Source organism: Corallococcus sp. CA053C (genome assembly GCF_003611675.1).
GTDB lineage: Bacteria > Myxococcota > Myxococcia > Myxococcales > Myxococcaceae > Corallococcus.
Genome location: NZ_RAWA01000264.1, coordinates 1 through 13688, shown reverse-complemented (window position 1 = coordinate 13688; position 13688 = coordinate 1). Strand labels below are relative to the sequence as shown.

General features: G+C 71.2%; 10 protein-coding genes. 4 read left to right on the top strand and 6 right to left on the bottom strand.

Translation table 11 applies throughout. The features are described from left to right. The coding region (locus D7V97_RS28570) for an ABC transporter ATP-binding protein (protein WP_233583280.1) at positions 1–915 on the bottom strand (915 nt) is incomplete at its 3' end. Positions 916–1047: 132 nt separating this feature from the next. Next, entirely contained in the window at positions 1048–1620 is a 573-nt protein-coding gene (locus D7V97_RS28565) for a hypothetical protein (protein ID WP_120613806.1), read from the bottom strand. 217 nt (positions 1621–1837) lie between these two features. Between D7V97_RS28565 and D7V97_RS28560 the strand changes: the two genes are divergently transcribed. From D7V97_RS28560 to D7V97_RS28550, 3 genes are read left to right on the top strand one after another with little or no spacing between them, the layout of a single operon-like run. Further along, positions 1838–2932 carry a glucose 1-dehydrogenase gene (locus tag D7V97_RS28560; protein WP_120613805.1) on the top strand — a complete coding sequence of 365 codons (1095 nt, stop codon included), beginning with the start codon at positions 1838–1840 and terminating at the stop codon, positions 2930–2932. Continuing rightward, positions 2929–4782 (top strand): glycoside hydrolase family 15 protein, encoded by a 1854-nt coding sequence (locus D7V97_RS28555; RefSeq protein WP_120613804.1) that lies wholly within the window; start codon positions 2929–2931, stop codon positions 4780–4782. The genes D7V97_RS28560 and D7V97_RS28555 overlap by 4 nt, the downstream gene beginning before the upstream one ends. Positions 4783–4806: 24 nt before the next feature. Beyond that, complete coding sequence (locus D7V97_RS28550; protein WP_120613803.1) at positions 4807–5949, top strand: App1 family protein; 1143 nt, start codon at positions 4807–4809, stop codon at positions 5947–5949. A gap of 8 nt (positions 5950–5957) precedes the next feature. Here D7V97_RS28550 and ppk1 read toward each other — a convergent pair whose 3' ends face one another. Next, complete coding sequence (ppk1, locus tag D7V97_RS28545) at positions 5958–8123, bottom strand: polyphosphate kinase 1 (protein WP_120613802.1); 2166 nt, start codon at positions 8121–8123, stop codon at positions 5958–5960. A gap of 221 nt (positions 8124–8344) precedes the next feature. On the opposite strand from ppk1, the gene D7V97_RS28540 reads away from it, so the two are divergent. Beyond that, entirely contained in the window at positions 8345–8869 is a 525-nt protein-coding gene (locus D7V97_RS28540) for a hypothetical protein (protein WP_147445010.1), read from the top strand. A gap of 28 nt (positions 8870–8897) precedes the next feature. On the opposite strand, the gene D7V97_RS28535 is transcribed toward D7V97_RS28540, so the two are convergent. The 3 genes from D7V97_RS28535 to D7V97_RS28525 form a co-directional block, all read right to left on the bottom strand. Then, positions 8898–10103 (bottom strand): peptidylprolyl isomerase, encoded by a 1206-nt coding sequence (locus tag D7V97_RS28535; RefSeq protein WP_120613800.1) that lies wholly within the window; start codon positions 10101–10103, stop codon positions 8898–8900. A gap of 175 nt (positions 10104–10278) precedes the next feature. After that, a complete protein-coding gene (locus D7V97_RS28530; protein ID WP_120613799.1) occupies positions 10279–11292 on the bottom strand; it encodes a hypothetical protein in 1014 nt (337 codons plus the stop codon). Positions 11293–11459: 167 nt separating this feature from the next. Next, on the bottom strand, positions 11460–13688 hold a 2229-nt coding region (locus D7V97_RS28525), incomplete at its 5' end, for a hypothetical protein (RefSeq protein ID WP_368668969.1).

Genomic DNA, 13688 nt, shown 5'->3' with positions numbered 1-13688 from the left:
CACATGCACCGTCTCCTCCAAGAAGCACCACAGCGCCTCCATCTCCTCCTCGGACGGCTCGGTGCCCTGGGTGGGGGTGGCGGCCCAGTCGAAGAAGTCCAGCGCGGTTTCAGCGGGCAGGTCGCGCGCCATCGCGTCGAGCGACGGGTCCTCCAGCGAGCGCGGCATGGGCAGGTGGATCTCCAGGTCCTCCACCACGCGGCCGGGCCGGGGCGCCATCAGCACCACGCGGGTGCCCAGCATCAGCGCCTCCTGCACGTCGTGGGTGACGAACACCACCGTCTTGCCAGCGCGCATCCAGATGGACTGCAACAGCTCCTGCATGTGCACGCGCGTCTGGGCATCCAGCGCGCCAAAGGGTTCGTCCATCAGCAGCACGGTGGGGTCCACCGCGAGCGCGCGGGCGAGGCTGGCGCGCATCTTCATGCCGCCGGACAGCTCGTGGGGCAGCGTGTCCGCGAAGCCCTCCAGGCGCACGCGCTGGATGAAGGTGTCGGCGCGCTCCCGGCGCTCGGAGCGGGGCACGCCCCGGGCCGCGAGCGCGAAGGTGATGTTGCCGCGCACGGTGAGCCAGGGGAACAGCGCGGCCTCCTGGAACATCAGGAGCCGGTCCGGCCCGGGGCCGTGGATGGGCTTGCCGTCGATGGCGACGCTGCCGCCCGTGGGCACCACGTGGCCCGCCAGCGCGTAGAGCAGCGTGGACTTGCCGCAGCCGGAGGGGCCGAGCAGGCAGACGAACTCGCCCGAGCGGACGTTGAGGTTCACGTCCTTCAGCGCCACGACCTTGTTCGCGTAGTGGTGGTCCAGCTGGGCGATGGAGATCTTCGCCCGGTCCGCGTTCACATGCGCCGGCCGCAGCAGGTGGGGAGCCACCTGACGCAGACCGCGCAACCGCTCGATGAGGCGTCGAACCATTCGCCAGAACCTATCCATCTGCCCCAAAGTCGCACAGGTAGGACCTGAGAGCGGGCAGGCGACTTCCCACTCTAGGACAGGTGGTGTGGCTTTCGACGCCTGCCTGGCTGCTTTCGCGGGGTGGACGACACGCTAGGGCGACAGGGCGCGCTCGGCCCGCTTGGTTCGCTCGGTTCGCTCGGTTCGGAGATGCGCCACGGTGCGCGCGGCGAGCCACAGGCAGAGGGCCAGCACCGCGAGGCCCACGCCGGTGAAGGCGCCGCCCACCCGCAGCGAGGCCCGCCGGTCATCCCGGAACACGTGGAGTCCTTCCGTGCGGGGACCGGACAGGTAGCGCTGCACGGTGTCCGCGAAGGCGGCGGCCTCCGCCTCGTTCTCCGTCCACTGGTAGGCGAGCGGCTGGACGCCGGAGGTCGTCTCCATGCGGGGCCGGAAGATGGGCGCCGCGCCGCTGCGGGTGCTGCGGCTGCGGGCCACGTCCACGCGGCGGATGTCCTGGGGGGCGTAGCGGCCCAGCTCCGCCTGGGACAGCCAGCTGGAGCTGGTGAGGACGCACGCGGCCTGGGGCTCGCACCGCAGGTCCAGCCGCGCCATCTGGCCGAGGAAGAACACGCCCAGCACCAGGAAGGGCAGGGCGAGCAACAGGAAGGCCGTGGCACCGATGGCGGTGGCGCGGCTGCGACGGGAGGCGGGGGGCGCACGCACGGTCCCCGTCATAGACCCGCGCGTCCCCTGGGGGGCAGTGCTTTCACGCGCCCGTGAAGTGTCGCCCTCCAGGCAGGCGGCCGGGCCGGGCTGTTCAGCGCCGGGAGCCTCCCCGGTTCGGAGCCGCGAAACCCGGGACGCCTGAAAGGCACTTGCGACATGGGTCGGGGGTCCGCACCCCTTGTCCTTGGGATGTCCCCGAAGGAGGCAGTCGCCCATGAAGGCCGTGGCCATCACGTTTCCCGCGCGCGAAGTGCGCGTCCTCGACGTACCCGAGCCGCGCCTGCACTCCCCGACGGAGGTCAAGGTGCGCACGTTGGAGGTCGGCGTGTGCGGCACCGACCAGGAAATCCTGAAGGGCCACCACGGCGCGGCACCGAAGGGCGAGGACCACCTCATCCCGGGCCACGAGTGCCTGGGCGAAGTGGTGGAGGTGGGCGCGCACGTGCAGGGCCTCAGGCCCGGGGACCTGGTGGTGCCGCGCGTGCGCAGGCCCTGTCCGCACACGCGCTGCCCGGCGTGTCGCCACGGCCACCCGGACTTCTGCGTGACGGGGGACTACACGGAGCGCGGCATCCAGGGCGCGCACGGCTTCTGCGCGGAGTTCTTCGTGGAGGACGCGGCCTACCTGCACCGCACGGACGATGGCTTGCGCGACGTGGCCGTGCTCACCGAGCCGCTCACCATCGCGGAGAAGGGCCTGCGCGAGGTGGCGCACATCCAGACGCGGCTGCCCTGGAAGCCCACGCCGGGCAAGGCGCTGGTGCTGGGCGCGGGGCCGGTGGCGCAGCTGGGCGCGATGGCGCTGATGCGCGCGGGCTATGAGACGACGGTGTACTCGCGCAGCCCCAAGCCCAACGTGAAGGCGGAGGCCTCCGAGGCCGTGGGCGCCCCGTACATCTCCTCCAAGGAGGTCACGATGGAGGCGCTGAAGAAACGGCTGGGCGGCGTGGACCTCATCTACGAGGCGACGGGCGCGTCGAAGGTGGCGTTCGATTCGCTGAAGGTGCTGGAGGAGAACGGCGTGCTCATCTTCACCGGCGTGCCCGGACGCGAGGAGCCGCTGGAGCTGAAGGGGGAGGAGGTGCTGGGGCAGCTGGTGCTGGGCAACCGGGTGATGTTCGGCACGGTGAACGCGGCGGACAGCGACTTCAGCGCGGCGCTGGAGGACCTGGCCCGCTTCCGCGCGCGCTGGCCCGGGCAGCTGGAGAAGCTCATCACCCAGCGCCATCCGCCGTCCGAGTTCGCGAAGGTGGTGGAGGAGAAGGGCGGCATCAAGCACGTCATCACCTTCCAGGGGCACAACCGGTGAATCCCCATCATTTGGACCTGAAGGGCGGAGTGCCCATTGAAGACCATGGCGTCATCGGGGACCTGCGCACGGTGGCGCTGGTGGGCGACGAGGGCACCATCGACTGGCTGTGCTACCCGCACTTCGACAGCCCCAGCGTCTTCGCCGCGTTGGTGGATCCCGAGAAGGGCGGGTACTGGCGCGTGGCGCCGGAGCCGGACGGGGTGATGAAGCGCCAGTTCTACTGGCCGGATACCAACGTGCTGGTGACGCGGTTCTACACGCCGGACGGCGTGGGGGAGCTCATCGACCTGATGCCCCTGGGCAAGGGGGCGCGGGCGGAGGGGCGTGAGGTGCTGCGCCGCATCCGCGTGGTGCGCGGGCAGATGTCCTTCCGCATGGAGTGCTTCCCGGCCTTCAACTACGCGCGGGACGCGCACGAGACGCACCTGGTGAAGGGTGGCGCGGCCTTCGTGTCCCCGGGGCTGAGCATGCAGCTGGTCACCCCGGTGCCGCTGGAGCAGGAGGGCACGGGCGTCGTCGCGCACTTCACGCTGAGGGAGAGCGAGTCCGCGGTCTTCACCCTGCGCGAGGGCGGCGTGGAGAGCTGTCACCACCGCCTGCACACGCACGACTCCGCGGAGCGGCTCTTCCGCGACACGGTGGACTACTGGCGGCACTGGCTGTCCAAGTGCAAGTACACCGGGCGGTGGCGGGAGATGGTGCAGCGCTCGGCGCTGGCCCTGAAGCTGATGACGTTCGAGCCGTCGGGCGCCATCGTCGCGGCGCCCACGTGCAGCCTGCCGGAGTCCCCCGGGGGCACGCGCAACTGGGACTACCGCTACTGCTGGCTGAGGGACGCGGCCTTCACCGTCTACGCGTTCATGCGCATCGGCTTCGACGACGAGGCCGCCGCGTTCATGCGCTGGGTGGAGGCGCGGTGCGCGGAGTCGGGAGACGGGCCGCTGCCCCTGATGTTCAGTCTGGACGGCCGCCCGGTGCCGAAGGAGGAGCAGCTCACGCACCTGGCCGGCTACGGCGGCGCGAAGCCGGTGCGCATTGGCAACCTGGCGGCGAATCAACTGCAGCTCGACATCTACGGCGAGCTGATGGATTCGGTGTACCTGTCCAACAAGTACGCGGCGCCCATCTCGTATGACTTCTGGCGGCACCTGCGCCGGCTGGTGGACTGGGTCTGCGACCACTGGCAGATGGAGGACGAGGGCATCTGGGAGATCCGCGGCTCGCGCAGACACTTCGTCTATTCGAAGTTGATGTGCTGGGTGGCGGTGGACCGGGCCATCCGGCTCGCGGACAAGCGCAGCCTGCCGGCGGACCGCACGAAGTGGCTGACCACGCGCGACACCATCTTCGAAGACATCATGGAGAAGGGGTTCTGCAAGGACAAGGGCGCCTTCATCCAGGCCTACGGGCACGACGCGCTGGACGCGGCGAACCTCCTGATGCCGCTGGTGTTCTTCCTGTCGCCGGTGGATCCGCGGATGCTCTCCACGCTGGACCTCATCCGGAAGTCACCCCGGGAGGGGGGCCTGACGTCGGACGGGCTGGTGTTCCGCTACGAGGCGGATGAGAAGCTGGATGGGATTCAGGGGAGTGAAGGCACCTTCAACCTGTGCAGCTTCTGGCTGGTGGAGGCGATGACGCGCGCGAGCGCCGCGAGGCCGGACCTGCTGGACGAGGCGCGGCTCATCTTCGAGCGCATGCAGGGGTACGCGAACCACCTGGGGCTGTACGCGGAGCAGACGGGCATGTCGGGCGAGGCGATGGGCAACTTCCCGCAGGCGCTCACGCACCTGTCGCTCATCAGCGCCGCGTACAACCTGGACCGGACGTTGGGGCGTCACGATTGAGAAGGTAGAGTGCCACCACCCGCCATGCCCGACCTGTATCCGCTGCTGTTCAAGTTCGCCGTGAAGGCGGACGCCCACTACGACGTCTTCAGCCGCCGCGTGCGCAAGGGGCTGGGCATCGCCCCGCCGCTGCGCATCCTGCCGTACCGGGGCTATGGCACCCCGGAGCGCGTGGTCATCAAGGCGCGCGTGCTGGAGGAGCGCAAGGTGAAGCCCTCGCGCCAGCGGCACACGCTCTTGAGCAGCGCCGTCGCGTCCTACAAGCGCTACATGACGCGGGAGATCGCCAGCGCGCACGTGGCGGTGCGCTGGGGGGACAAGCACTGGGAGGGCACGACGGACGAGGAGGGCTTCCTGGAGCTGTGGGTGCCGCCGCCGGCGGGGGTGCGCTCGGGCTGGCACATGGTGGAGCTGGAGCTGCTGTCGCCGGAGGCGGAGGGGGTGCCGCGCGTGTCGGCGCCGGTGCGGGTGGCGGGGTCGAGCGCGGAGCTGGGCGTCATCAGCGACATCGACGACACGGTCATCGCCACGGGGGTGACGGATCCGCTCAAGCGCGCGTGGGCGCTGTTCCTCACGGAGCACCGGGGGCGGCTGCCCTTCCCGGGCGTGGACGCGTTCTACGCGGCGCTCCAGGCGGGCGCGAGCGGCGATGCGGACAACCCCATCTTCTACGTGTCCAGCAGCCCGTGGAACCTCTACGAGCACCTGGACGAGTTCCTCTCCATCCACCGCATCCCCATCGGTCCGCTGCTCTTGCGCGACTGGGGGCTGTCGCGCCATGGCTTCGCGCCGGGCGGGGGGCACGGGCACAAGCTGGACAAGATCCGGGGCGTGCTGGAGACGCTCGCGCACCTGCCGTTCATCCTGATTGGCGACAGCGGGCAGGAGGACGCGGAGCACTACCGCACCATCGTGCGCGAGTACCCGGGCCGGATCCGCTGCGTCTACATCCGCAACGTGCAGGGGAAGGCGAAGCGCGGCGAGGAGATGGCGACCATCGCCCAGGACATCCGCGCCGCGGGCAGTGAGCTGGTGGTGGTGGACGACACGGTGGCCGCCGCGAGGCACGCGGCCCGCGCCGGGTGGATCCGCTGGGAGGAGGTGCCCGAGGTGGAGGCGCACCGCCGCGAGGATGCCGCCCGGAGCACGCTGGGCGAGCGGGGCTGAAAGCGCCCTCAAGTCACCGGACGGCCGCTCTGCACGTGGACCATCCGGATGGCGCGCTCCATCAGCTCGCCCTGGGCGGAGCGCTTGTCTCCGTTGGTGGGCGGGATGCGCCGGCGCCAGGAGCCGTCCGAGGACAAATCCCAGGAGCCGCTGGTGTCCACCATGCACCGCTCCACCACGTCGCGCACCTGCGCGCTCAGGCCCGGCTCCTCCACCGGCGCCAATATCTCCACGCGGTGGTCCAGGTTGCGCGGCATCATGTCCGCCGACCCGATGTACGTGCGCGACGTCGCGCCCCGCTCGAAGGCGTAGATGCGCGGGTGCTCCAGGAAGCGGCCCAGGTTGGACACCACCCGGATGTTCTCCGACACACCCTGCACCCCCGGCCGCAGGCAGCAGATGCCCCGGACGTTGAGTTCCACGCGCACCCCCGCGCGTGACGCGTCGTAGAGCCCGCGGATGATGCCCGGGTCCACCAGCGCGTTCATCTTCATCAGGATGCGCGCGGGCGTCTCCGGCGTGTGCGCCGCGATGGTCTTCTTGATCTCCTCCATCAACCCCTCGCGCATGGTGAGCGGCGCCACCAACAGCTTGCGGAAGGAGCGCGGCCGGCCAAAGCCCGTGAGGAAGTTGAAGACATCCGCCACGTCCGCGCCAATGTCCGGATCCGTGGTGAACAACCCCAGGTCCGTGTAGAGCCGCGCCGTCTTCGGGTTGTAGTTGCCCGTGCCGATGTGCACGTAGTGCCGCACCCGCTCGCCCTCGCGCCGCACGATGAGGATGGCCTTCGCGTGCGTCTTCAGGCTGGGAATCCCGTACACCACGTGCACGCCCGCCTCTTCCAGCGCGTTCGCCCAGCGGATGTTGGCGCGCTCGTCGAAGCGCGCCTTCAACTCCACCATGCACACCGCCTGCTTGCCCCGCTCCGTCGCGCGAATGAGCGCGGGCACCAGCGGGGAGCTGTCCGACGTGCGGTACACCGTCTGCTTCAGCGCCAGCACGTCCGGGTCCTCCACCGCCTCGCTCACGAAGCGCTCCACCGACGTGCCGAAGGACTCGTAGGGGTGGTGCACCAGCAGGTCCCCCCGGCGCATCGCGGACATCACCGTGCCCCCACCGTCCGGGGACTCGCTGTCCGTGCGCAGCCGCGCCTGCGTCACCGGCGTCCACGGTGGGTCGCGCAGCTCCGTGAAGCCCGGCGTCATCGCCAGCGACATCACGTCCGCCAGGTCCAGCAGGCCGTGCTCCTCGTAGACCTGCAGGGTGTTCAGTGACAGCGCCTCCACCAGCGGCTCCAGCAGCTTCGCGCTCATCCCCGCCTGCACCTCCAGGCGGATGACGTCCCCGAAGCGGCGCTGGCTCAGCTCCGTCTCCACCGCCTTGAGCAGGTCCTCCGCGTCCTCGGACACGGTGAAGTCCGCGTCGCGCGTCACGCGGAACAGGCTCCAGTTGAGCACCTCCATCCCCGGGAACAGGTCCCCCAGGTGCTGCGCGATGATCTCCTCCAGCGGCACGAACAGCGTGCCCCCCTTGAGCGGCACGAAGCGCGGCAAGATCTCCTTGGGCACCTTCACCCGCGCGACGCTCTCCTCCTCCGCCACCGGGTCGCGCAGCAGCACCGCGAGGCTCAGCGACAGGTTGGAGATGTACGGGAAGTGCCGCCCCAGCCCGATGGCCAGCGGCGTGAGCACCGGGAAGATCTGCTCGCGGAAGCGCTGATCCACCTGCGCGCGTTGGTCCGCGTCCAGCTCCTTCATGGACAGGATGCGCAGGCCCTTCTCCGCCAGCGCGGGCCGGAGGACCTTCTCGAAGCAGTCCGCGTGGCGGCGGCCCTGCTCCAGGATGCCCTTGTGCAGCTTGTCCAGCGTGTCACCCGGGGACGCGCCGTCCGGCACCAGCCGGCCCACGCGCGCGGCGATCTGCTCGTGCAGCCGCGCCACGCGGATCATGAAGAACTCGTCCAGGTTGCGCGAGTAGATGGAGATGAACTTCAGCCGCTCCATCAGCGGCAGCTCCGAGGACTCGGTCAGCTGCAACAGCCGGTCGTTGAACGCCAGCCACGACAGCTCCCGGTTGAAGAACAGCCCGCTGTCCGGCACCTCGGCCCCGGGCGGAAGCGCATCCCGCTCCAGGACCTTCTGGGTGACGCCCTTCGCGGCGGCGCGCTTCGCCATGACGTGTGACTCCTCGAAGAAAGCTCGGAAAGCTCGGGGGAAGACCCGCAGGATGTGTCCTCTAGCAGCCCCGTCCGCCGTCCATTGTGAACTCGCACGGCTGGCCCGGAACCGGACATCCTGACGTATCCCACCCCGGCCGACGCCGGGAAGCGACCGGTAGGGCATGACGGGTGTGGACTCACTTGCATCCCGGGCGCGCGAGCGGCATTCAGAAAGGCGTGAGCGCTCCCCACCCCCCCCTGCAACTCATCCCCGGTGGCGGCGTGCCGGCGGACCCGTCCCCGGACGCACTCTTCACGGCCTTCCGGGAGGACTCCCATTCGAAGAAGCACGGCCTCTTCAGCTTCACCTGGTTCGTGGCCGCCGCGGTGCCGCTGATCCTGGCCGTGGGCTTCGTGTCCCTGTGGCGCGTCAACGGGACGACCTTCTCCGTCATCACGCCGCACGGCATCAAGATGGTGCGCGCGGGGATGTCCGTCCAGGAGGTGCACGGCCTGCTGGGCCGTCCCCTCACGCTCCAGAAGCAGGGCGACCAGGACTGCTACCGCTACGGCCGGCCCAACTTCCAGAACGACGTCTTCGTCGTCTACTCCGTCTGCTACGAGCAGGGGCAGGTGCGCGACGTGCTCGCCCACCAGTACTCCGCCTGGCAGGTGGACCCCACCACCGGCGCCTTCCTCGCGCCGGGCCAGGCCGCCCCACCGGCTGCTCCTCCCGCGGCGCCCCCGGCCGTCCAGCCGTAGGGCGCTTCCGGAAGAAGAGGCCCAGGCCTCAGCCCTGGGACATCCCTGCTTCGGCGCCCTCGAAGGTGACCTTCGCCTGCGTCATCACGTGCTCCACGGCGAGCAGGTGCCAGGCGACGTCGTTCATCTGCGCGGCCGCGGCGGGATCCAGCATGGACTCGCGCAGCTGTGCCTCCGTGATGCCGAAGGGCTCCGAGGACTCCTTGAGCAGCTCCAGCGCGACCGGGGGGGTGAGCTGCAGCTTGTCCCGCTGGGCGATGGCGCGCAGCACGAGGGCAATCTTCAGCCGGCGCTCCACGTCGTCGCGGATGCCCGGGTGGTGCAGCCAGCCGTCCAGCGCCTCCTGCTGCTCCTCCAGGCTGAAGAACTTCTGGGCGAGCGTCTCACCCTCCAACTGGAGCCAGCGGCGGCGGATCTCCTCGTCCACGAGCGCCTTGGGCACCGTGACGCCGGAGCGGGCCACCAGCTCATCCAGGACCATGTTGCGCGCGTCCACCCAGAGCAGGTCGGCCATCTCGCCTTCCATCTCCTCCACGATGGAGCCCATGACCTCCTCGTGCGTGGCGCCGCGGCCCAGCTTCTGGAGGAACGCGTCCGACTCCGTGTCGGGCATGCGCACCTCGCGCGCGGCCCGCACGTCCACCAGGAAGCGCGCCGGCATGCCGCGCAGCTGCTCCGCGGGGTAGTCGTCCGGGAGGATGAGGGCCACCTCCACGCTGTCGCCCACGTTGGCCTCGGCGATGACCTCCGAGAACCCGGGCAGCATCAGCTGGGGCGCGAGCTCCATCCAGTAGCCCAGGCGCGTGCTCAGCGGGATGAGGCGGCCGTTGGCGTAGCCCAGGATGTCCAGTTGCACGTCGTCGCCCATGGCCAGCGCTTCGCCTTCCGCGCGCGGCCGGACGTCCGCCGTCGCGCGCGCCAGCTCGTGGAAGCGCTCCAGCAGGTCGGTTTCGGTGAGGTCGTCCCCCACGGGCACCCGGATGGCCAGGTTCTCCAGCGAGGGCGCCTTCACCTCCGGCAGGTCCGCCGCGTGGCCCAGGCCGGGGGCGACGGGCAGGCGCTGCACCAGCTGCTGCACGGGGGGCACCTGCGGCAGGGCGACCTCCGGAGCCTTGCTGCCGGGAGCCTTGCTGGCGGCGGTCCCCGGCTTCTTCGCCGGAGTAGAGGACGCTGCGGGCTTGCCGGACGCCTTGGCGGCGGGCGGATTCGCGGGGGGATTCTTCTTGCTGGCCACCGGCGGGCCTCCTGGCAGATAGCGACCGTGGTCCCAGATGGGATTGAAACGAGCGCGTCTCACACGGCGTGCCTAGCAGAAAAGGCCCCTCCGGTGACAACCCCGGAGAGGCCTCTTCAGTGACAACCCCCGGAAAGAACGGTCCGGGGTTCTTGAGTGACGATGACGGCGACGACTACCCGAACAGGCCGCCGACGAAGCTGGAGACGGCGGAGACGGCGGCGCCCACCTGGCTGACCACCGGGATGTTGGTGGCGGCGGCGATGGAGCCCACGGCGGTGATGACGCTCGTGACCTTCTTGGTGGTGCTGGCGTTCGGGTCACGCACGGTGGAGACCGCGTTGGCCGTGTCGAAGGCGGCGATGGCGATGTTGGCGCCCGGCGCGAAGCGGCCGGCGGCCTTGGCCAGCGTCCCACCGGCGGCGCGGGCGGCGGCGGTCGCACCGGCCTTGGCGGCGGCCTTGCCACCCTCGGTCAGCGCGGCGCGGGCGGCGGCGCGGGTCGCGGTGCCCGTGACGGCCTTGGCGGCGAGGCCGCTGTTCTTCACGGCCGTGTTCACGGCGGTGCGCACGCCGCTCTTGATGGCCTGGCTGGCCCCACCCTCGAAGGCGGCCTTGGCGGCGGCGCCCGCGGCGGCGCGCGCCAGCTTGGGACCGGCGCCCGGGACGGCGGCCTTGAAGGCGGCGCTCGCCGCCTTGTAGGAGCTGCCGAACTTCTGCACGTCACGGGCGATCTCCAGCCCGCCCTTGACGGTGGAGACCGCGCCCTTGCCGGCGGTGGCGACGGAGCCCAGCGCCTTGTTCCAGTCCTCGCTGCTGCCGCTGCGCACGGCGTTGCGCACGTCGCTGAACGCGGTGCCCACCTGGCCCGGCAGCTTCGCGGCGCTCAGCACCGTGCCGAACGCCTTGCCCGCGATGCCCAGCTTGCCCTTGAGGTCCAGCTTCGTCTTCGGGTCCGTCGCCTTGGAGACCAGCTTGTCGACGTTGCCCTTCAGCGTCGCCTTGAAGCCGTCCGTCTTCAGGCTCTTGACGTTGTCGAAGCCGTCCTTCACGGCCGTCTTCACCTTCGTGAAGGTGTCGTAGCCCTTCTTCGCCTGCGTCCCGATGTCCTTCGCCGCCTTGATGGGGTCCTGCTTCACCTGACGGATGGTGTTGCTGACGGAACGGCGGGCGGCGTCGATGAAGCTCATGGGGGACTCCCTCGGGGGTGGGCGAGGAGAAGATTGGAAAGGGCTGCGAAATGCCTTGCCCGATTATCGCACCACCCGCCGATCAGTTGCGTAGCACCCCCACATCTCCTGAGAAGGTGGGGGAAAACCCATGCCGAAAGGTGAGTGTCTGTCGTTGGCTTGCTGCGTCAGCGGCAGTCCCGGTCCGCGCTGTCGGCGGCGCCGTCCGCGTCGTTGTCCGCGCCGTCCTGGCAGTGGCCGGCCTCGGAGGCGGCCCACCGCGAGACGTGCAGGGTGTAGCGCAGGGGGGTGTCCTGATCCGGGCGGGCCATGCCGTCCACCACCACCAGCACCGTCTGCCCCTGGGCGAGGGTGAGCTTCACCGCGGGGGCGCTCTTCCTCGTGGGGTGGAGGTGGGAGGCACAGCCCAGCTCCGTGCCCCGGCAGCCAGTGAGGACGTAGAGGGCGTTGCCGGCGGGGGTGGCCTCGTCGCCGGGCGAGGTGTCGAAGACGTAGGTGCCGGCCTGGGGCGCCGTCCACAGGTGGGCGCGGTCCTGCTGGAGGAGCGCGCCGCAGGTGCCCTGGAAGCCGTCACCGGACGCGGCGGTCTCCCCCAGGAAGGTGACGGGCAGGGCGCTGCCCAGGTCGTGGTGCGCGCAGCCCTGGCCCTTGCAGCCGGGGAGGTCGCGGCAGTCGGTGTCCGCGCAGTCCACCCAGCGGTCGCCGTCGTTGTCCGTGCCGTCGAAGCAGGCCCCGGCCTCGCTGGGGCGCAGTTCGGCGATGTGGAGCTCGAAGTAGCCCTGCGTGAACGACGCGCCGTCCACCGCGTCCACCGTCACCAGGACCTGCTGGCCCTCGGCCAGGGGCACCGCCACCCGCGCCCCGCCGCCGTAGCTGATGCCGCCCGTGGCGCACGCCAGCTCCGGGCCGCCGCAGCCGCCGCCGTACACGGCGAGGACCGACCGCACCGCCGAGCGCGCCGTGTCGAAGGTGAAGGTGCCCGTCCGGGGCGCCGTCCAGAGGAAGCCCCGGTCCGGCGGGCCCGCGCCCCCGCAGGAGCCCGCGTGGTCGTCGTTGGCCTCCACGGTGGAGCCCTTCACCGTCACGGGCAGCGCGCGGCCCAGGTCCCGGTCCGCGCACACGGGCTCCCAGGTGGCGCACACGTTGGGCACGCCCGTACCGCCGCAGGTCTCCGGCGCGGCGCAGCTTCCACACGCGAGCGTGCCGCCGCAGCCGTCCGGCACCGCGCCGCACGTCTTGCCCAGCAGGCCGCAGGTGGCCGGCCGACACGCGGCGGGCGCGCACACGTTGGGCTCGCCGCCCGCGCCGCACGCCTGGCCTTGCGCGCACGCGCCGCAGGACAGGGTGCCGCCACAGCCGTCCGCCACCGTGCCGCAGTCCTTCCCCAGCGATTCACACGTCGCCGGCGTGCACGGGGCCTGTCCGCACACGTTGGGCACGCCCGCGCCGCCGCAGGTCTCCCGCCCGGTGCAGCCGCCGCACTCCAGCACCGCGCCGCAGCCGTCGGACACGCGGCCGCAGTCCAGGCCCCGGGCTTCACAGGTGACGGGCACGCAGGTGCCGGGGCCGCAGACGTTGGGCAGCCCGGCGCCGCCGCACGTCGCGTTGTCCGCGCAGGCGCCGCACTCCAGCGTGCCGCCACAGCCGTCCAGCACCTCGCCGCAGTCCAGGCCCAGGGCTTCACAGGTGGAGGGCAGACACGCGCCCGCGGCGCACACGTTGGCCACGCCGCCCCCGCCGCAGGCCTCGCCCGGGCCACATGCGCCGCACTCCAGCACGCCGCCGCAGCCGTCGGACACCGGCCCGCAGTCCTTGCCCAGGACCTCACAGGTGCCGGGCACGCACGGGGCGTGGCCGCACACGTTGGCGGCGCCGCCTCCGCCGCACGTCAGGCCCGGGCCGCACGCGCCGCACTCCAGCACCGCGCCGCAGCCATCCGCGACCTGCCCGCAGTCCTTGCCCAGCGCCTCGCAGGTGGTGGGGACGCAGGGCGGCGGACCGCAGACGTTGGGCACGCCGCTCCCGCCGCAGACCTCCGGGGCCGCGCAGGTGCCGCACTCCAGCAGGCCGCCGCAGCCGTCCGGGGTGGGGCCGCAGGTGGCGCCTCGCGCCTCGCAGGTGAGCGGCGTGCAGGGCCCGGGGCCGCAGACGTTGGGGACGCCGCCACCGCCGCAGACCTCTGGGTCCGCGCAGGTGCCGCACTCCAGCGTGCCGCCACACCCGTCCACGGCGAAGCCGCAGTCCAGGGCCTGGGACTCGCACGTCATCGGGATGCAGAAGGAGGTGGGCAGCGCCAGGCCGGAGGAGGCGTCGTAGGGCAGCGTCTGGCCGCAGGCCACCCCAAGGGCCACGAGGGCCACGAGGGCCACCCACCACGCCAACCCTTGGATGCTCCG

Bases quoted from the DNA above. Each gene is read 5' to 3' on its own strand.
- D7V97_RS28560 (WP_120613805.1), top strand. From the start codon at position 1,838: ATGAAGGCCGTGGCCATCACGTTTCCCGCGCGCGAAGTGCGCGTCCTC.
- D7V97_RS28550 (WP_120613803.1), top strand. From the start codon at position 4,807: ATGCCCGACCTGTATCCGCTGCTGTTCAAGTTCGCCGTGAAGGCGGAC.
- ppk1 (WP_120613802.1), bottom strand. From the start codon at position 8,123: ATGGCGAAGCGCGCCGCCGCGAAGGGCGTCACCCAGAAGGTCCTGGAG.
- D7V97_RS28530 (WP_120613799.1), bottom strand. From the start codon at position 11,292: ATGAGCTTCATCGACGCCGCCCGCCGTTCCGTCAGCAACACCATCCGT.